The 18,433-nt window shown below is 72.0% G+C and carries 19 protein-coding genes; 8 read left to right on the forward strand and 11 right to left on the reverse strand.

All coding sequences use genetic code 11. The features are described 5' to 3' along the window. Window positions 1–61: 61 nt before the first annotated feature. Complete coding sequence (locus BLT28_RS23845) at window positions 62–1,021, reverse strand: HpcH/HpaI aldolase/citrate lyase family protein (protein ID WP_030427685.1); 960 nt, start codon at window positions 1,019–1,021, stop codon at window positions 62–64. A 104-nt stretch (window positions 1,022–1,125) separates the two neighbouring features. Here BLT28_RS23845 and BLT28_RS23850 point away from each other — a divergent pair, with 104 nt between their 5' ends. After that, the gene (locus BLT28_RS23850) at window positions 1,126–1,491 is read left to right on the forward strand and encodes a hypothetical protein (RefSeq protein ID WP_231950395.1); all 366 of its coding nucleotides are present in this window, start codon (window positions 1,126–1,128) and stop codon (window positions 1,489–1,491) included. 56 nt (window positions 1,492–1,547) lie between these two features. Here BLT28_RS23850 and BLT28_RS23855 read toward each other — a convergent pair whose 3' ends face one another. Then, window positions 1,548–2,423, reverse strand: coding sequence for a PhzF family phenazine biosynthesis protein (locus tag BLT28_RS23855; protein ID WP_030427683.1), 876 nt, complete (start codon window positions 2,421–2,423; stop codon window positions 1,548–1,550). A gap of 24 nt (window positions 2,424–2,447) precedes the next feature. Here BLT28_RS23855 and BLT28_RS23860 point away from each other — a divergent pair, with 24 nt between their 5' ends. Continuing rightward, on the forward strand, window positions 2,448–3,722 hold the full coding sequence (locus BLT28_RS23860; protein WP_030427682.1) for a magnesium transporter MgtE N-terminal domain-containing protein: 1,275 nt from the start codon (window positions 2,448–2,450) through the stop codon (window positions 3,720–3,722). 11 nt (window positions 3,723–3,733) lie between these two features. Then, on the forward strand, window positions 3,734–4,279 hold the full coding sequence (locus BLT28_RS23865) for a DUF1003 domain-containing protein (RefSeq protein WP_030427681.1): 546 nt from the start codon (window positions 3,734–3,736) through the stop codon (window positions 4,277–4,279). Here the strand turns inward: BLT28_RS23865 and BLT28_RS23870 are convergent. Beyond that, on the reverse strand, window positions 4,276–4,767 hold the full coding sequence (locus BLT28_RS23870; protein WP_030427680.1) for a MarR family winged helix-turn-helix transcriptional regulator: 492 nt from the start codon (window positions 4,765–4,767) through the stop codon (window positions 4,276–4,278). The genes BLT28_RS23865 and BLT28_RS23870 overlap by 4 nt on opposite strands. A 163-nt stretch (window positions 4,768–4,930) precedes the next feature. Between BLT28_RS23870 and BLT28_RS23875 the strand changes: the two genes are divergently transcribed. Continuing rightward, a complete protein-coding gene (locus tag BLT28_RS23875) occupies window positions 4,931–6,064 on the forward strand; it encodes an Mrp/NBP35 family ATP-binding protein (protein WP_231950396.1) in 1,134 nt (377 codons plus the stop codon). A gap of 75 nt (window positions 6,065–6,139) precedes the next feature. On the opposite strand, the gene tatB is transcribed toward BLT28_RS23875, so the two are convergent. The 4 genes from tatB to sigE form a co-directional block, all read right to left on the reverse strand. Then, on the reverse strand, window positions 6,140–6,541 hold the full coding sequence (gene tatB / locus BLT28_RS23880) for a Sec-independent protein translocase protein TatB (RefSeq protein ID WP_030427678.1): 402 nt from the start codon (window positions 6,539–6,541) through the stop codon (window positions 6,140–6,142). A gap of 66 nt (window positions 6,542–6,607) precedes the next feature. Next, complete coding sequence (locus BLT28_RS23885) at window positions 6,608–8,104, reverse strand: S1C family serine protease (protein ID WP_030427677.1); 1,497 nt, start codon at window positions 8,102–8,104, stop codon at window positions 6,608–6,610. Between the two features lie 88 nt (window positions 8,105–8,192). Then, window positions 8,193–8,855: a hypothetical protein gene (locus BLT28_RS23890; protein ID WP_030427676.1), complete on the reverse strand. Its 663-nt coding sequence runs from the start codon at window positions 8,853–8,855 to the stop codon at window positions 8,193–8,195. 16 nt (window positions 8,856–8,871) lie between these two features. Beyond that, window positions 8,872–9,459: an RNA polymerase sigma factor SigE gene (gene sigE, locus BLT28_RS23895; protein ID WP_156050554.1), complete on the reverse strand. Its 588-nt coding sequence runs from the start codon at window positions 9,457–9,459 to the stop codon at window positions 8,872–8,874. A gap of 234 nt (window positions 9,460–9,693) precedes the next feature. On the opposite strand from sigE, the gene BLT28_RS23900 reads away from it, so the two are divergent. Beyond that, window positions 9,694–10,341 (forward strand): O-methyltransferase, encoded by a 648-nt coding sequence (locus BLT28_RS23900; protein WP_197683895.1) that lies wholly within the window; start codon window positions 9,694–9,696, stop codon window positions 10,339–10,341. 6 nt (window positions 10,342–10,347) lie between these two features. Here BLT28_RS23900 and glgC read toward each other — a convergent pair whose 3' ends face one another. Next, on the reverse strand, window positions 10,348–11,565 hold the full coding sequence (glgC, locus tag BLT28_RS23905; protein WP_030427673.1) for a glucose-1-phosphate adenylyltransferase: 1,218 nt from the start codon (window positions 11,563–11,565) through the stop codon (window positions 10,348–10,350). A 114-nt stretch (window positions 11,566–11,679) separates the two neighbouring features. On the opposite strand from glgC, the gene glgA reads away from it, so the two are divergent. Together glgA and BLT28_RS23915 are read left to right on the forward strand one after the other, a co-directional pair. Further along, window positions 11,680–12,843 carry a glycogen synthase gene (gene glgA / locus BLT28_RS23910; RefSeq protein ID WP_030427672.1) on the forward strand — a complete coding sequence of 388 codons (1,164 nt, stop codon included), beginning with the start codon at window positions 11,680–11,682 and terminating at the stop codon, window positions 12,841–12,843. A gap of 96 nt (window positions 12,844–12,939) precedes the next feature. Then, window positions 12,940–14,412: a hypothetical protein gene (locus tag BLT28_RS23915; protein WP_156050552.1), complete on the forward strand. Its 1,473-nt coding sequence runs from the start codon at window positions 12,940–12,942 to the stop codon at window positions 14,410–14,412. Here BLT28_RS23915 and BLT28_RS23920 read toward each other — a convergent pair. Further along, the gene (locus BLT28_RS23920) at window positions 14,339–15,544 is read right to left on the reverse strand and encodes an MFS transporter (protein ID WP_231950397.1); all 1,206 of its coding nucleotides are present in this window, start codon (window positions 15,542–15,544) and stop codon (window positions 14,339–14,341) included. The genes BLT28_RS23915 and BLT28_RS23920 overlap by 74 nt on opposite strands. 67 nt (window positions 15,545–15,611) lie before the next feature. On the opposite strand from BLT28_RS23920, the gene BLT28_RS23925 reads away from it, so the two are divergent. Beyond that, window positions 15,612–16,514 (forward strand): LysR family transcriptional regulator, encoded by a 903-nt coding sequence (locus tag BLT28_RS23925; protein WP_030427669.1) that lies wholly within the window; start codon window positions 15,612–15,614, stop codon window positions 16,512–16,514. 17 nt (window positions 16,515–16,531) lie between these two features. On the opposite strand, the gene BLT28_RS23930 is transcribed toward BLT28_RS23925, so the two are convergent. Together BLT28_RS23930 and BLT28_RS23935 are read right to left on the reverse strand one after the other, a co-directional pair. Beyond that, window positions 16,532–17,989 (reverse strand): leucyl aminopeptidase family protein, encoded by a 1,458-nt coding sequence (locus BLT28_RS23930; RefSeq protein ID WP_231950398.1) that lies wholly within the window; start codon window positions 17,987–17,989, stop codon window positions 16,532–16,534. Window positions 17,990–18,114: 125 nt separating this feature from the next. After that, entirely contained in the window at window positions 18,115–18,282 is a 168-nt protein-coding gene (locus BLT28_RS23935; RefSeq protein ID WP_075944083.1) for a DUF3117 domain-containing protein, read from the reverse strand. Between the last annotated feature and the right edge of the window lie 151 nt (window positions 18,283–18,433).

An 18,433-nucleotide genomic window follows, 5' to 3' on the forward strand; every position in this document is an offset into this window, starting at 1 on the left:
CCACCGAACGCTATCGCGTCCCCGCGGTCCCCAGGAGTGCCTGTTCGACCGAACGACGCGCTCATTCGGTGGGCGGTGTCCAGCGGTCGGTGCGCGTCATCCCGGCCGCCCTGCCCTTCGCCGAGACCACCAGCGCCATCTTGCGGGAGGCCTCGTCGATCATCTCGTCGCCGAGCATGGCCGCGCCGCGCTTGCCGCCCGCCTCCGAGGTGAACCAGTCGTAGGCGTCGAGGATGTTCTCGGCGTGGTCGTAGTCCTCCTGCCGCGGGCTGAACAGCTCGTTGCAGGCGTCGATCTGGCCGGGGTGCAGCACCCACTTGCCGTCGTAGCCCAGCGCCGCGGAGCGGCCGGTGACCCTGCGGAACCCGTCGAGATCGCGGATCTGCAGGTAGGGCCCGTCGATGGCCTGCACGTCGGTGGCGCGCGCGGCCATCAGGATGCGCATCAGGATGTAGTGGTAGGCGTCGCCGACGTCGTAGCCGGTCGGCTGCTCGCCGACGACCAGGGACTTCATGTTGATCGAGGCCATGAAGTCGGCCGGGCCGAAGATGATCGTCTCGATCCTCGGCGAGGCCGTGGCGATCGCGTCGACCTCGACCAGGCCCTTGGCGTTCTCGATCTGCGCCTCGATGCCGATCCGGCCGACCTCGTAGCCCATGGTCTTCTCGATCTGGGTCAGCGTGAGGTCCAGCCAGGCGATCTGGGCGGCCGTCTGCACCTTGGGCAGCATGATGCAGTCCAGGTTCGCGCCCGCGCCCTCGACCACCTCGACGACATCGCGGTAGGTCCACTCGGTGGTGAGGTCGTTGACCCGCACCACGCGGGTCTTGCCCTCCCAGCCGCCCTCGTTGAGCGCGGCCACGATCGTCTTGCGCGCGCCGGGCTTGGCCAGCGGGGCGCACGCGTCCTCCAGGTCGAGGAAGACCTGGTCGGCCGGGAGGCCGCGAGCCTTGTCGATCATCTTCTGGCTCGACCCCGGGACGGCCAGGCAAGAGCGGCGGGGACGCCGGCGATCAACCACTGCGGACCTCCTTGTACCGACGGGTAACACGCGTGATGCTGGCACGCCCGGTCCGGCGCGACCACTCGCTGAGGCGCCTTTCACAGCCGTGGCATGCTGCCCGGATGGATATCACCCGGCTGCTGGACGCGGCGCTGCGCAAGGCCGCGGCGGTCTGGGTCCGGCCGGAGGGCCACCCCGCGCGCCTGGTCTGGGCCCTGTGGCGGGACGGGGCCGTCTGGCTCGCGACCGGCCCGGAGGAGCAGGAGGTCCCCGGGCTGGCGGGCGCCGCGACCGCCACGGTCACCGTCCGCTCCCCCAGCACCCACTCCCACCTCGTCGACGTGCCCGTGGCCGTCGAGGCGGTCACCCCGGACGAGGCCGTCACCGCCGCGCTGGCCACCGCCCGCCTCAACCGCCCGTCGCTGTCCGCTCCGCCCTCGTGGACCACCGTCCACCGCCTCGTCCCCACGCCACCGCTTGCGCACTGAATGAGTCATCGGGGTACTTGAACGCACCGAATGACTCATTCAGTGCGTAAACGCGGTCAGGGGATGGCGATGGTGCCGGAGGCGACGGGGGCGACGCCGCCGCGGACGGTTGCCTTGATGACCTCGCGATCGCGCACCGACACGATGCAGTCCAAAGTGGACGGTCGGCCGATCTCGGCGCCCTGGCTGACGACGTAGCGGGTGTCCCCGTCGGCGACGAGACCGCGGGAGGCCAGCCACACCCCGAGCCCGAGCGCGGCAGAACCGGTCGCGGGGTCCTCGCGCACGCCGAGCTGGGGCGCGAACATGCGCGCGTGAGCGGCGTTGGTCTCACGGTCGTAGGACGCCACGACCAGGCCGTGCGGCACTCCGGCCCGCTTCGCCGCCGCCTCGGCGACCACGGCGCGGGACACGGCGCCGGGCCGCACCAGCAGGTAGGCGAAGTCGATCCCGCAGCCGGCGATCCCCGGCTCGCCCGCACTGTCCACATCGGACGGTTCGAGGCCCGCGGCCGCGGCGAGCGCGGTGGCGGACAGGTCCGCGCCGACGTGGGCGGCGCCGCCGGTCAGCGTCGCACCGGCCTGGTCGACCGAGATCGGCAGCAGCCCGGCCCCGCACTCCTGCACGGCCTCGCCGACACCGATCACGCCGTCCCTGGCGAGCACCCACGCCGAGCCGACGCTCGGGTGACCGGCGAAGGGCAGCTCCTTCGCCGGGGTGAAGATCCGCAGCCGGTAATCGGCGCCCTGCCGGGTCGGCCGCATCGGGAAGGCCGTCTCGGAGAGGTTGAACTGGCGGGCGATCCGCTGCAGCTGATCGGTGTCCAGCTCGTCGGCCCCGTGCACCACGGCGAGCGGGTTACCGGCGTAGGGACGGTCGGTGAAGACGTCCACGACGTCGTAGCGGAGGCGCGCGTCACCAGGCTCGATCATGTTCCGGACACTAGTGTTGCCGGTGTGGCAGGCACTAGCAGGGTCTTCGCCGCACAGCTCGCCGGGCTGCCGGTGTTCGGGCCGGACGGGGAGTCCGTCGGCAAGGTGCGGGACGTGGTCGCCGGGCTCCGGCTGGACCGGCAACCGCCGCGCGTGCTCGGCATGGTGGTCGAGCTGATCACCCGGCGCCGCATCTTCGTTCCGATGCTGAGGGTGACCTCGTTGGAGGCCAACGCGGTGACGCTAGCGACCGGAATGGTGAACCTGCGCCATTTTCACCAACGGCCCAACGAGGTGATGGTCCTCGGGGAGTTGCTCGACGCGCGCGTGACCGTGACCTCGGACGGAGCATCCGCCGTGGTCGTGGACGCCGGAATGGAGCAGACCCGGACGCGGGACTGGGTGATCACGAAGCTCGCGGTGCGGGAGCGCATCGGGCGGCTCAGCCGCAGGGGCCCGATCCAGGTGGTGCCGTGGGAGGGCGTCACCGGCCTCGGCTTCGCCGAGATCAGCGCGCAGCCGCAGGGCGCGCAGGAGCTCATGGCCCTCTTCGACACGATGCGCGCGGTGGACGTCGCGAGCGCGCTGCACGAACTGCCCGCGAAGCGGCGCTACGAGGTCGCCGACGCGATGGACGACGAACGCCTCGCCGACGTGCTGGAGGAGCTGCCGGAGGAGGACCAGAAGGACCTGCTCACCCACCTCAACGAGGACCGGGCGGCGGACGTGCTGGAGGCGATGAACCCCGACGACGCCGCCGACCTGCTGGCCGAGCTGCCCGACTTCGACAAGGACCGGTTGCTGTCGCTGATGGAGCCGGAGGAGTCCGCGCCGGTGCGCAGGCTGCTCGCCTACTCCCACGACACCGCGGGCGGCCTGATGACCCCGGAACCGGTGGTGCTGACGCCGGACGCCACCGTCGCCGAGGCGCTGGCGCGCGTGCGCAACCCCGACCTCACCCCGGCGCTGGCCAGCATGGTCTTCGTCGCGCGACCGCCGCAGGCCACGCCGACCGGCCGCTACCTCGGTTGCGTGCACATCCAGCGGCTGCTGCGCGAAGCCCCGTTCGACCTCGTCGCGGGCATGGTGGACCATCACCTGGGTTCCTTGTCCCCCAACGCTTCCCTCGGCGAGGTCACCCGCTACTTCGCCGCGTACAACCTGGTCGTCGCGCCGGTGGTCGACGACCAGGAGCACCTGCTGGGCGCGGTCAGCGTCGACGACGTGCTCGACCACCTGCTGCCGGACGACTGGCGGGAGAGCGGGCTCCCGGAGACCGCTGTCATTTCCGAGAGCTGAGGAGCGAGGCCATGCCCGAGCTGCACCCGCGCCGCCGCCTCGACCAGCCGCGCCAACCGCGCAGGCTGTCCTTCGACCTGGACCCCGAGGCGTTCGGCCGGTTCTCCGAGCGGATCGCGCGGTTCCTCGGCACCGGCACCTTCCTGTTCTGGCAGACGGTGCTGGTGGTCGTGTGGATCACCGTGAACCTGCTCGCGGTCTCGTTGCGGTGGGACCCCTACCCGTTCATCCTGCTCAACCTGGCCTTCTCCACCCAGGCGGCCTACGCGGCACCGCTGATCCTGTTGGCGCAGAACCGCCAGGACGACCGGGACCGCGTCTCGCTCGAGGAGGACCGGGCGCGGGCGGAGCGCACGAAAGCCGACACCGAGTACCTGGCGCGTGAGCTGGCGGCGCTGCGGCTGGCCGTCGGCGAGTCGGTGACGCGGGACTTCCTGCGCACCGAGCTGGACCGGCTGCGCGGCGACCTTCTCGAGGGAAAAGCCAAGCGGGGCAAGCGCTCTCATGCCGTCGACGACGCCGCGCGGTGGGACGGCGAGCCCGCGGAGACGCGCTAGGCCTGCGCTCTCTTGGGCTGCGTGACGGGGAGTTCGCCATCGGCGAGCCTGCCGCAGGTGTGCCCGAGCGCGTCGAGCTCCTTGTTGTCCAGCAACGCCACGAAGTGCCGCGAGATGCCGCGCATGTGCGTCGCCGCGGCGGCCCGCAGCCGCTCCAGCCCGCGCTCGGTGAGCACGGCGACGACGCCTCGACCGTCGCTGTCCGCGCGTTCCCGGCTGACCAGCCCCGCCCGTTCCAGGCGGTCCACCAGCCGGGTCACCCCCGAGCGGGAGAGCAGGACGAGTTCCGCGAGCTCGGTCATTCTGAGCTTGTACTCAGGCGCTCCGGCCAGTTGCACGAGAACGTCGTAGGCCGCCAGGGAAAGCCGCTGCTCCGCGATGAGTTCCGTCTCCAGCCATCGCGTCACGCGTGCGTGCGCCCGCAGGAACGAGCGCCAGGCGGTCAGTTCCCCACTGGTCGGTAATCGAGCAGTTCCCGAATCTGACACGAATCCATGTTACGGAGCGCGTCCTTCCGGTTGCTCAACGCCCCCGTGCCGCAAGGCACACAGCCGGTGAGCACCGGGTAGCTGAACCGGCCGTAGCATGGTCCGAGCGGGGGTAAGCCGCTCCAGCAAGCCAATCGGTACCGGAAGGTCGGTGTCCGCACTCGTGAGCACCATTGACATCGAGGCCGTTCGCGCGGCCGCGGGACGCGTCCAGGACCCGGAGATCCGCAAGCCGTTCGCGGAACTGGGCATGATCAAGGACGTCTCCGTCGTCGCCGACGGGGTGGTGTCGGTCGTGGTGTGGCTGACCGTCGCGGGCTGCCCGTTGCGGGACAAGATCACCAAGGACGTCACCGCCGAGGTGTCCCAGGTCCCCGGCGTCCGCGAGGTCCAGGTGAGCCTGGACGTGATGGGCGACCAGCAGCGCACCGAGCTGCGGCAGAAGCTGCGCGGCGACGCCAAGGAGCCGGTCATCCCGTTCGCCCAGCCGGGCTCGCTGACCAGGGTCTACTGCGTGGCCTCCGGCAAGGGCGGGGTCGGCAAGTCCAGCGTGACGGTGAACCTGGCCGCCGCGCTGGCCCAGCGCGGGCTGTCGGTCGGCGTCGTCGACGCGGACATCTACGGCCACTCGGTGCCCAGGATGCTCGGCGCCGACGGCAAGCCCACCCAGGTGGAGCAGATGATCATGCCGCCGCAGGCGCACGGCGTGAAGGTCATCTCCATCGGCATGTTCACCCCCGGCAACACCCCGGTGGTCTGGCGCGGGCCGATGCTGCACCGCGCGCTGCAGCAGTTCCTGGCCGACGTGTTCTGGGGCGACCTCGACGTGCTGCTGCTCGACCTGCCCCCGGGCACCGGTGACGTGGCGATCTCGGTGGCGCAGCTGATCCCCAACGCGGAGATCCTGGTGGTGACCACCCCGCAGCAGGCTGCGGCCGAGGTCGCGGAGCGGGCGGGCGCGATCGCGCTGCAGACCCGCCAGCGCGTGGTCGGCGTCGTGGAGAACATGTCGCCGATGGAGCTGCCGGACGGCACCCGTCTCGACCTCTTCGGCAGCGGCGGCGGCCAGATCGTGGCGGACTCCCTGACCCGGGCGTTCGGCTCCGACGTCCCGCTGCTGGGCCAGGTCCCGCTCGACCCGCGCCTGCGCGAGGCGGGCGACGCCGGGGTGCCGCTGGTGATCTCCGACCCCGAGTCCCCCGCGTCCCAGGTCCTGCGCGAGGTGGCCAAGCGCCTCGGCACCCGTGCCCGCGGCCTCGCCGGGCGGATGCTGTCCGTCACCCCCGCGGGCCGCTGACCCAGCGTCCGGGTCGGGGCGTCGTCGACCACGACGGGCCCCGGCCCCTGGCGCAGGCCGGCTGACCCCGCCGGGTCAGGTGGCGTCGGGGTCGAAGGGCGGGCGCTCGCCGTAGGACAGGGGGCGCTGCGGGGCGGACGACGGCGGCGGCGTGGGGTCCACGGCGGGCGGGGTGTAGCTGCCGTTGCCGTTGCTCCGGTAGCCGGGTTCGTCGTCCTCGAAGAAGCTGCGCACGGCCTGCCGCGGGTTGAGGTTGTTCCTCAGGTCTCGCAGGTCCTCGATCGGCTTGCGGAACTCCTCGAAGTCCGAGCCCATCTCCGACTTCAGCTGCTGGCGGGCGCCCGTGGCGTAGTCGCGGAGCTTGCGCAGGTTCCTGGCCAGCCAGCTCGCCGCCTCCGGCAACCGCTCCGGCCCGAGGATGAACAGGGCCGCGACCACCAGGACCAGGATCTCCAGCCAGCCGATGCTCTCGAACAACCCCGCACCTCCTCGTCAGGCGTCCAGGCCAGCCTAGTTGGCCCGGCCTGCCGGGTCAGCCACCGCTCAGTCGGACTTCAGCGTCACGTTCAGGGTGAGCTGGCGGCCCTGCCGCACGATCTGCACCGGCACCGTCTCGTCGATCTTGCGCTGCCGCACCGCCACGACCAGGTCGTCGGCGTTGGCGATGGCGCGGTCGCCGACCCTGGTGATCACGTCGCCCTCCTGGATGCCCGCGGCGGCCGCGGCACTGGACTGGCGCACGTTCTGCACCTGGGCCCCGCTGGAGGTGTCCGCGGTCACCGACTTGGCGTCGACGCCGAGGTCGGCGTGCTTCACCGAGCCGGTCCGGATCAGCGACTGCGCGATCTGCGTCGCCTCGTCCATCGGGATGGCGAAGCCGAGGCCGATGGAACCCTTCGACGTGCTGTAGATCGCGGTGTTGATGCCGATCAGCGCGCCGCGCGAGTCGATGAGCGCGCCGCCGGAGTTGCCGGGGTTGATCGCCGCGTCGGTCTGGATCGCGTTGATCACCAGGTCGGTGTCCAGCCGGATCGCCCGGTTCTTCGCGCTGACGATGCCCGTGGTCACGGTGCCCGCGAGGCCGTGCGGGGCACCGACGGCGATCACCGCGTCGCCCACCTGGAGGTCGGCGGAGCGGCCCACCTGGGCCACGGTCGGGTTGCGCACCTCGACCTTGATCACCGCGAGGTCGGTCTTCGGATCGGCGCCGACCACCCGGGCGGGCACCCGGCTGCCGTCGGAGAAGATCGCCTCCACCTTCGCGGCCTGGGCGTTGACCGCCATGTCCACCACGTGGTTGTTGGTCAGCACGTAGCCCTGGCCGTCGATCACCACGCCGGAGCCGGTCCCGCCCTTGTCGCCGAGCACGACCTCGATCGAGACCACCGAGGGCAGCACCCGCTTGGCCACGTCGGAGACCGAGCCCGGCGGTCGCTCCACCCCGGGGGAGACCGGCGAGAGCGTGACGCCTGAGCTGGTCAGCACGTTGCCGTCCTCGGCGGTGAGCCGCCCGACGACACCGCCGACCGCGGCGATCAGCAGCACGATGCCCGCCAGCGCGAGCGCGCCCGACGTGGACAGTCTGCGGCCGAAGAGCAGTTCGCGGGCGGAGAGCCGGGCGCCCGCCTCGCGCACGACCACCGGTTCGGACTTCTCCTCGGCGGCCACGGCGGGCGGACCGAGGGCAGCGCCCGCGGTGGGATCGCGCCAGCCGCCGCCGTTGTCGGCCCACAAGGGCTGCTCGGGGTCCGCGACGGGCGCGGCGCCCCCGGGGTCCCCCGGCGGGCGTTGGAGCAGCTCCCCGTTGCCGGGAGGACGGCTGAACGCCTTGGCCAGCGCCTCCGGCGGCGGGGCGACGAGGGTGAAGGAGCCGTTGCGCTCACGGTCGGCCCTGGGGGCGAACGCGCTGTCCACTCCTGCCGGGCGACCGAAGGCCGCCGCCTGCGCCGGATCGACGGGCGGCTGCTCCAGCGGACGCGGACCGAGGCGGTTGTGCCCTCGGGCGTTCGGCGGCTGGCGGTGGTTGGGCTGCTGGCTCATCGTTCCCCGGGCGTGCGGCGCTGTCCTGACAGGGCTGAAGCGCCCCTAGCGTGCCTGGTGGGCGGTGAAGTCCGCGTAGCGGGGTCGCTCAGCGGTTGAGGAACCCGCCGAAGGACGTCGCCGCGCTCGGCGACAGCGAGTTCAGCGACGACAGCACCCCGGGCACGGGCTCGGGCGCGCGGGTGGGGTCCTCCGCGGCGCGGGCGCCCGGCTGCGGCGGGGTCGGCCACTGGTTGTCGACCAAGTCGCTGACCGCGGGGCTGACCAGGGCGAGGACGCCGAGCACGAGGCCGGACACCACCACCCCGGTGCCCTGACGACGGCGGCCGAGCACCGAGGAGCCCTCGCCCAGCATCGGCGAGGAACCCAGCATCGGGGACGAGCCCAGTCCGGACGGACCGAGCCCGGCGGGCGGCTCGCTCGCGCGCATCCGGGAGGGCCGGAGCACCGCGACGAGCTGGCCGTCCGGGGTGACCGCGAGCTCGTCGGGCCCCTGCGGGAGCTCGACCTGCTGCGGGATCGAACGCAGGCTGTCCAGCAGCCCGGAGGGCAGGCCCGGCATGCTCGCCGTGCGCACCGCGGCACGAGCCTGACGCTGCGCGGCGGCCTCCGCGGCACAGCAGGAGCACCGCGCGAGGTGCGCGGACGCCCTGTCGTGCGCGAGCGCCGAGAGCTCACCGTCGACGAACGCGACCAGCGCGTCCGGGTTCAGGTGCTGCTCGGCGAAAGCCCAAGCGCGCAGGTCGCTCATGACGAGACCTCCGGGGTCATGCAAAGTCCTCCTGTGCCCGACGGCGTTCCAGCGCCGCCTTCAGCGCCTGCCGTCCACGGTGGATGCGGGACCGGACGGTGCCCAGCTTCACGCCGAGCGTCGCGCCGATCTCCTCATAGGACAGACCTTCCACGTCACACAGTACGACCGCGGCGCGGAACTCCGGCGGCAGCTCGTCGAGCGCGGCCTGCAGGTCCGGGCTGAGATGGGTGTCGGAGTAGACCTGCTCCGGCGACGGGTCGTTGCCCGCGAGCCGGTCGGTGTCCTCCGGGAGCCCCTCCATCCGCAGCCGGGTGCGACGGCGCGCCATGTCCAGGAAGAGGTTGGTGGTGATCCGGTGCAGCCACCCCTCGAACGTCCCCGGTTTGTAGGAGGCGAGCGAGCGGAAGACCCGGATGAAGGTCTCCTGGGTGAGGTCCTCGGCGTCGTGCTGGTTGCCGGTGAGGCGGTAGGCCAGCCGGTAGACGCGGTCCGCATGCTCCCGGACCACGTCGTCCCACGACGGCGGCGTCCAGTTGGCCGCGTCGGGAGTCACGGTCGTCGCGCCGGCGGTGGTCGCCGGGGTCAAAGGCTGCGTTCGCATCGGGCGGGTAGGCACCTCCATGGCGGGCTTGTCTGCCCTACTCGTGAACGTTGAGGAGACCCGCTGTGTTCCCGTGGGTGACCGGTGCCATGCCGAGTTCTCTTCGCTCATCTACACGACTTACGGTGCCTCACTCTGGTGTGGCGATGTTGAGAGTCGGCTGAGAGCAGCCTGAGAAAGCCGGACCGGTGACGTTCGTCAACGGTGCGCGGGCGGCGGCGCTAACCTGCTCGCGTGGCAGCCGACACCCCGTCCCTTTTCGCGCCGGCGGTTCGCGAGTACGTGGAGGACTACCTCGTGGAGGACGAGGTGCTCAGCCTCGCCCGGCAGCGGGGCGGCCAGCTCGGGTGCAGCCCGATCGCGGCGACCGGCGGCGCGGCGCTGAGCTTCCTCGCGGCGGCGCTGCAGGCGAAGGCGGTCGTCGAGGTCGGAACGGGCACGGGCACCAGCGGGATCTGGCTGCTGCGCGGCATGGTCGCCGACGGCGTGCTCACCTCGATCGACATCCAGCCCGAGCACCAGCGCGCCGCGCGCCAGGCGTTCGCCGCGGCGGGCTTCCCCTCCGGGCGGACCCGGCTCATCCACGGCGAGGCGCTGGACGTGCTGCCCCGGCTCACCGACGGCGGCTACGACCTGGTCTTCGTGGACGGGTCGAAGGCGGAGTACCCGAAGTACCTCGAGGAGGGCATCCGGCTGCTCCGCCCCGGCGGGGTGATCGTCTTCGACAACGCGCTGTGGAGCGGCCGCGTCGCGGACCCCACCGAGCAGGACACGGCGACGACGGCGCTGCGCGAGGTGGCGCGGCTGGCCCGCGAGGACGAGCGCCTGGTGCCCGTGCTCCTCCCGGTCGGCGACGGCCTCCTCGCCGCTGCCAAGCGCTGACCGGGGCTATTCGGCGCGCACGCCCTTGCCGAGGACCACGACGCCGCCGTTGCTGACGGTGTAGCGCTCGCGGTCGGTCGAGAGGTCGACGCCGATCTGCGCGCCGTCGGGGACGATCACGTTCTTGTCCAGGATCGCGCGGCGGACCACCGCGCCCTTGCCGATGTGCACGCCCGGGAGCAGCACGCTGCCGTCCACCTGCGCGCCCGCCTCGATCATCACGCCCGCGCCCACCACCGAGTTGGTGACCTGGGCGCCGGAGATGATCGTGCCCGGGCCGACGATCGAGTCCTGGGCGGTGCCGCCCTGGACGAACTTGGCGGGAGCCAGCGGCGGCGTCGCGGTGCGGATCGGCCACGCCTGGTTGTAGAGGTTGAACACCGGGTGCACGGACACGAGGTCCATGTGCGAGTCGTAGTAGGCGTCGATGGTCCCCACGTCGCGCCAGTAGCCGCGATCGCGCTCGGTCTCCCCGGGGACCACGTTGTCGGCGAAGTCGTAGACGGCGGCGCGGCCCGCGGCGACCAGCGCCGGGATGATGTCGCCACCCATGTCGTGGTCGGAGTCGGGGTTGGCCGCGTCCTCCCGCAGGGCGTCGAGCAGCGCGTCGGTGCTGAAGACGTAGTTGCCCATCGAGGCGAAGGTGACCTCGGGGTCGTCGGGCGTTCCCGGCGGGTCGGCGGGCTTCTCCAGGAAGCGGGTGATCTGGCCGCTGGCGTCGGAGTCGATGCAGCCGAACGCCTTCGCCTCGGCGCGCGGGACGCGGATGCCCGCGACGGTCACGCCCGCGTCCGTGGCGATGTGCTGCTCCAGCATCTGGGACGGGTCCATGCGGTACACGTGGTCGGCGCCGAAGACCACGATGTAGTCGGGCCGCTCGTCGTAGACCAGGTTCAGCGACTGGTAGATCGCGTCGGCGCTGCCGGTGTACCAGCGGGGGCCGAGCCGCTGCTGCGCCGGGACCGGGGTGATGTACTGCCCGAGGACGCTGGACAGCCGCCAGGTGGTGGAGATGTGCCGGTCCAGCGAGTGCGACTTGTACTGGGTGAGCACGCATATCTGCGTCAGACCCGCGTTGACCAGGTTGGAGAGCACGAAGTCGATGAGCCGGTAGTTGCCCCCGAAGGGCACCGCAGGTTTGGCCCGGTCGGCGGTCAGCGGCCACAGCCGCTTCCCTTCGCCACCGGCCAGCACGATCCCGAGGACGTGAGGCTGCCCCTTCACAGTCGGTGACCCTATCCGGGCAGATCACCGGATGGCCACCGCATCGGGTCACGGCTTGGCCAGGTGTCGCGCCACGTTCACCCGGCTGCCGCAGAGCGGCTAGCGTTTCCCGGCGTGCGCATCGGTCTGCTGACCCGCGAGTACCCGCCGGAGGTCTACGGCGGGGCAGGGGTACATGTCGGTTTCCTGGTTCCTCGGCTGCGTGAGCTCATCGACGTGGACGTGCACTGCTTCGGCGGCACCCGCGCCGACGCGCACGCCCACACCGCCGCAGCGGGCCTGGAGCGGGCCAACGCGGCGCTGCGGACGCTGTCGGTCGACCTGTCCATGGTGGCCGCGGTGGAAGGCGTGGACCTGGTGCACTCGCACACCTGGTACGCCAACATGGCGGGCCAGATAGCCAAGGTGCTGCACGGGATCCCGCACGTGGTGACCGCGCACTCCCTCGAACCGCGGCGCCCGTGGAAGGCCGAGCAGCTCGGCGGCGGCTACCAGCTCTCCTCGTGGGTGGAGCGGACCGCCTACGAGTCGGCCGACGCGATCATCGCGGTGAGCGCGGGCATGCGCGCCGACGTGCTCGACTGCTACCCCGCACTGGACCCGGCCCGCGTGCACGTGGTGCGCAACGGCATCGACACGCAGTCCTACCACCCGGTGGCCGAGCACGACGCGCTGCGCGCCCACGGGGTGGACCCGGACCGGCCGACCGTGGTCTTCGTCGGCCGGATCACCAGGCAGAAGGGCGTCGGCCACCTGATCGCGGCAGCGCACCGCATCGACCGGGACGCGCAGATCGTGCTGTGCGCGGGCGCCCCGGACACCCCGGAGATCGCCGAGGAGACCGAGCGCGCCGTCTCCGAGCTCGCGGCCGCGCGGCCCGGGGTGTTCTGGATCCAGAAGATGCTCCAGCCCGCCGAGGTCCGGCAGTTCCTCTCGCACGCCACGGTCTTCGTCTGCCCCTCGGTCTACGAGCCGCTGGGCATCGTGAACCTGGAGGCGATGGCCTGCGGGACCGCGGTGGTGGCCTCCGACGTCGGCGGCATCCCCGAGGTGGTCGACCACGGGCGCACCGGACTGCTCGCGCATTACGACGAGCACGACGTCGAGACCTTCCACACACAACTCGCGGATTCGGTCAACGAACTGCTCGGTGACCGGGCTCGGGCCGCCGACATGGGCGCGGCCGGGCGCGAGCGCGCTGTGCAGGAGTTTTCCTGGGCGAGCGTGGCCGAACAGACGGTCGCCGTATACCACGCGGCGAACTCCGGCCGCAAATAGGGTTCAGTAAATTTATCCGAGTGCAACCCGAGAGGGCTCTCGCGCGCATCTAGGTAGTCGGGTTCGATTTCCCACTCGCTACCGGAGAGCTCCTTGGTGTCGCGTCCTCGTCACGGCCAGGCGGTGTTCGTGCTGCTGTTGGCACTGGCCGGGGGCTGCGGCCTCCCCCAGGAGCCGACGCCGCCACCGACGCCCCCGCCCGCCCCGAAACCGAGCGGGCCGATCGAGGTGACCCTGCAGGGGTTTCGCCTGCCGAACGCCGACGCGCTGCTGAAGGCGGGTGAGGAGGCAGTGGCGACCGCGATCGAGCAGCAACGCGTCGCCCGCTCCGGTGATGGCTCGGTGCGGTGCTGGTTCGCCAAGGCGGAGGCCGAGCAGGGCGAGTACTACGTGCCCGTGGAGTCGAAGCTGTGGTGCGGGCCGGTCCAGGTCCCCGGCACCGGCCCCGCGCCGGACTGGATCCCGATCCCGGTGCTCACCAAGGGCGACCGGGTCGAGCTGGAGGCTCCCAAGGTGCCCGCGCCCGGACAGGCCACGACGCCGGGAACGGAGATCGTGCGGCCCGACGGCACCTCGCGGAAACCCCATGCGCAGAGCGAACGCAATGCCGGGCCCGGCTATCTGGCCGTGTTGCCCGACAACGGGAAGCGCAGCAATGTCGAACTGGGTCTGAACGACGCCACCGCCGTCTACCTGCGCGACGATTTCGCCGCGGTGGAGGGCAAGGGCTGGGGCATGCCCGGCAGCTTCCCGTTGCCGGACAACGGCGGCGTGCTGCACCCGGAGCGCGGGCAGCGGCTGTGGGTGCTGCGCCTGCGCGTGGACCGCAAGCGGCTCGACGAGGAGCTGACGTCGGCGCCGTGGGTCAACGGGAGCGCTCCGGTCCCCGGCATCGCGCTGGACCTGCCCGGGGGCTGGCGCGACCTGCCCAAGGCGCAGCTGCCGGACAACGGGTCGATCTTCGTGGTGTTCACCCTTCCCGAGCAGGGCGGCGGGGCCCCGCCGAAGCTGGTGCTCAACTCCAACGTGCAGTCGCTGCTGGAGCAGGCCGTCGAGCTGCCGAGCGGCAAGCCGGCGTACGACCTGCCCGCGGTGCTGCGCAGGAAGCTGGGGACGGTGAAGTCCCCTTCTGCGACGCAGTCCCTGTCCTTCAAGCTCGTTGGTGTCTCGGGCACGGCGAACCTCGGCGTCAGCGGTGTCCGGCTCGGCTGGCAGCGGCCGGTGCGCCAGGCGGAGTCGGGCAAGCTCGGTCTGATCGCGCCCACCGGCATGAACAAGGCGTTGCTGGAGGTGCAGCTCCAGGTGACCGGCACCGACCTGCCCGAGGAGCTGGCCGGGTACCTGACCGCGGACCGCATCGCGCTGAAGCTGCCGGGCGGGGGCAAGGCGAAGCTCGTGGGAAAGCGCTTCGACGGCGGCCTGTTCCCGACCGCGGTCGTCTTCGAGGTGCCCGCGGAGCTCACCTCCGCGCAGGTCACCATCGACGCAGGCTCGGTCACCCTGCCCGCGCTGGGGAAGCTGGAGCTGGCACCGACGGGGGCGCCGATCGACCTGCGGCTCGAACCCTGACGACGGCCAGCCCGGCCACCACCAGCCACGCGCAGTCGACCAGGGCGACCGGGGTCCACCCGCCCGCGCCGTACACCCAGCCCGCGACCGACGCGCCCATGCTGCTGCCGAGGTAGTAGGCCAGCAGGTACACGCCCGACGCCTGCGCGCGTGCCCCAGGCGCCGCACGCGCACCGATCCAGCTGCTCGCGACGGCGTGCGCGGCGAAGAAACCCGCGGACAGCAACGCGATCCCCGGCAGCACGAGGAAGAGCTTGTCCGGCAAGGTCATCAGCATCCCGACGACCGCGGTTCCCAGTGCTGCCAGCAAAACGGGGGGCTTGCCGAGCCGGTCGGCCATCCGGCCCGCGATCGCCGAGGCGACTCCGCCGAAGAGGTAGCCCAGGAAGACCAACGCGGCGAGGCCGGGCGCGAGGCGGAACGGTTCGGCGATCAACCGGAACGAGATCACGTTGTACACCGCGACCGTCGCCGCCATGCCGAGGAACGCGACCGCGTACGGCCCGTACAGCCCCGAATCCCTTGTGGCTCCACGTAATCCGGCGAGCAACGAGGTTCGTCGCGCCTGCGCGCGGGAAGCGGGCATCAGCAAGGCCATCGCGACGGCGCACAGCGCGGCGAGCACCGCGACGGCGAACAGCCCGAACCGCCAGTCGACGACATCGCCGAGCACTCCGGCCAGCAGTCTGCCGGACATGCCTCCGGTGGTGTTGCCCGCGACGTACAGCCCCATCACCGCACCGAGACCCGCGAGGCCGATTTCCTCTGCCATGTAAGCCATCGCGACTCCGGGCAGCCCGGCGATCGCGACCCCCTGCACGGCGCGGAGCGCGATGAGGCTGCCGAAGTCCGGCGCGAGCGGCAGCGCGAGTCCGATCAGCACGGCGGCGACCACGGAGGCCAGCATCATCGGCTTGCGGCCGGTCACCTCCGACAGCGCGGCCATCGGCAGCACCGCCAGCGCCAGGCTCAGCGTCGCCGCGCTCACCACGGCGGAAACCTCACCGGGGCCGAGGCGGAACTCGGCGGCGAGCAGCGGGAGGACCGGCTGCGGCGCGTAAAGCACGGCGAAGGTCGCCAAACCCGCCGCGAGAACGGCCAGACCGATGCGTCGATTTCTGTGCTGAGCCACGTCCAAACACGCTGGCAGGAGAACTTTAATACGTCCAATACTGAATTCAGCGGTAAATTACTCATTCATGGATGATCGGGTGGAACGGCTGGTCACCGAGCTGGCGCCGCGACTGCGACTGCTGCGCGCCCTCGCCGAAGAGCAGCACATCACCCGCGTGGCCGAGCGTCTCGCGGTCCCGCAGCCCACGGTCAGCCGCTGGCTCGCCGAACTCGGTCGCTCGCTGGGCGCCCCCGTCGTGGTGCGCTCCGGCCGCGGTGTCCAGCTGACCCGCGCGGGCCGGATGCTCGCCGAGGCGGCAACGCAGTCGCTCGGCGCACTGGAACCGGGCTGCCGCCGCGCCGCCGAGGAGGCCGATCCGAAGGGCGGGCACGTGGCTTTCGGCTTCCTGCGGACGATGTCGCCCTGGGTGCCCGCGTTGCTGCGGGAGTTCAAGCGCCGCAGGCCCACTGTCCGCTTCACCCTGATGCAGAACGCCCACCCGACGGTGCTGGAGAAGCTGCGGGAAGGCGCCATCGACCTCGCGCTGACCTCACCGATGCCGGTGGACGAGCCCGGTCTGGAGACCTGTCCCTGGGTGGAACAGGAACTCGTGCTCGCCGTTCCCGCCGATCACCGCCTCGCGGCTCGGCGCAGGGTGCGGCTGCGCGAGGTCGCCGAGGACGCGTTCGTCACGACGAGACCCGGCTACGGCCTGCGCCAGGTCACCGACAAGCTCTGCGCCGCAGCGGGTTTCACCCCGCGGCTGGCTTTCGAGGGCGATGACGTGGACACCGTGCGCGGCCTGGTCAGCGCGAGCCTGGGGGTGGCGTTGGTGCCCCGCGCCGACCCGCCGACGCGGGGCGTGGTCGAGCTGACGATCACCCCGCGCCCCACGCGCACGGTCGGCCTGGTCTGGGTCGCCGGCCGGCCGATCCCCGCGGCCGGCCGGGCCTTCCGCGACTTCGCCGTCTCCCACGCCCACCGCTGAGCGCTCTCAGTCGCGCATCAGGGAAGGTAGGAGGCGGCGAGGTTGATCAAGGTGCGGGCGGCGAAGCCGGTGCCACCCGGGTTGACCTCGTCGTAGGCCTTCTCCGCGCGCGCCGGGCCCGCGATGTCCAGGTGCGCCCACGGCAGGCCCGCGGCGAACTCGCGGAGGAACAGCGCGGCGGTGACACCACCGGGGCCCGGCGGGCACTGGCGGAGGTCGGCGATCTCGCTGCGCACGTCGGCGGCGTGCGCCTCCAGCAACGGCATCTCCCACCAGGTCTCGCCCGCGTCGGCGCCCGCGGTGGTGATCCGCTCGGCCAGCTCGGGCGAGGTGGCGAAGACACCGCCGGTGCGCAGGCCGAGCGCGACCTTCATCGCCCCGGTCAGCGTCGCGACGTCGACGATCACGTCGGGGGCGTGCTTGTGCACGGCGTAGGCCAGGGCGTCGGCGAGCACCATGCGGCCCTCGGCGTCGGTGTTGGTGACCTCGGTGGTGGTCCCGCCGTAGTGGCGCACGACGTCACCGGGGCGGTAGGCCGAGCCGGAGACGTGGTTCTCCGCGCACGGAACGAGACCGGTCACCCGGATCGGCAGGTCGAGCGCCGCGATCCCGCGCAGCGCGGCGATCACCGCGGCGCCGCCGGACATGTCGGTGCGCATCAGGTGCATGCCCTCGGCGGGCTTGATCGAGATGCCGCCGGTGTCGAAGGTGATGCCCTTGCCGACCAGGACCAGGTGCGGGGTGTCCTTCTTCGCCGCGGCCGGGTTCCAGGACAGCTCGACCAGCCGGGGCGGGCTGGCCGAGCCGCCGCCGACCGCGAGGACGCCGCCGAAGCCGTGCTTGGCCAGCCATGCCTCGTCCCGGACCTTCACGTCCAGTGCGGCGCACGTCCTGCGCGCCGTCTCGGCCAGCCAGGCGGGGTTCTTGATGTTGGAGGGGGTGCCCGCGAGGTCGCGGGCGAGCGCGGTCGCCTCGGCCAGGGTCACCGCGCGGGCGACGGCCTCAGCCACCGCCGGGGAGTCGCTGAGCAGCTCGACGGCCTTCACCCGGTGCGGGCGCTCACCGGTGACCTTCAGCTCGTGACCGCCGAGCGTGGCGCCGAGCGCGAACTCGCCGGCCAGGTCCGGCTCAAGATCACCCGGAAGCGCGACCTGCACCGGGCGTGGCGCCTCGTCCAGCGCGCGGGCCCGCGCGGTGGCGGCGCGGACCAGGGCGGCACCGGCGGCCCGCCAGTCGCGCGGGGTGCCGTCGCCGACGCCGACCAGCCAGCCGGGGCCCTTGGTCAACGGGAGCGGGTTGACCTCGGCCGCGGCACCGGTCGCCGCGAGGGCGCCGAGCAGGTCCACGTCCAGGGTGCCGGACCGCAGCTCCGGCCCCGCGGCCGCGATCAACGCGCGCAGGCCGTCACGGCGGACCTTGGTGGTCACCGACACGCGCGGCAACGGGGTGGGCACGGACGGCGACACCGGGGGCACTGGCACTCCTCGAGAACGGGGACGACTTCACGACAACGAGTCCCCGGGTCGCGTGCGGGACGCGCCGGGGACTCGGTGGACTGCGGGGTGGCCGGGCCGCGCCCAGCCAGGACTGGGCGGTGGGATCAGCCGGCGGCCGCCTTCAGTGCGTCGCCTAGATCGCTGGCCTCCTCTGCCGACATCTCAACGACGAGCCTGCCCCCACCTTCCAGCGGAACGCGCATCACAATGCCGCGTCCTTCCTTGGTGACCTCAAGGGGACCGTCGCCGGTCCGGGGCTTCATGGCCGCCATAGCGTGCTCCCTCCGTCAACTTCTTCCCCACGACACATCCCCCGACGTGCCGCTTATGGAGCTCATTCTCCCCCATATGGCCGCAACGGAGAAACCGAACCGATCACTTCGTGTCTCCGTCGATGCACAACGCCGCAGCACGCGTCCGTTC

Origin of the sequence: Allokutzneria albata, assembly GCF_900103775.1 — a bacterium.
GTDB lineage: Bacteria > Actinomycetota > Actinomycetes > Mycobacteriales > Pseudonocardiaceae > Allokutzneria > Allokutzneria albata.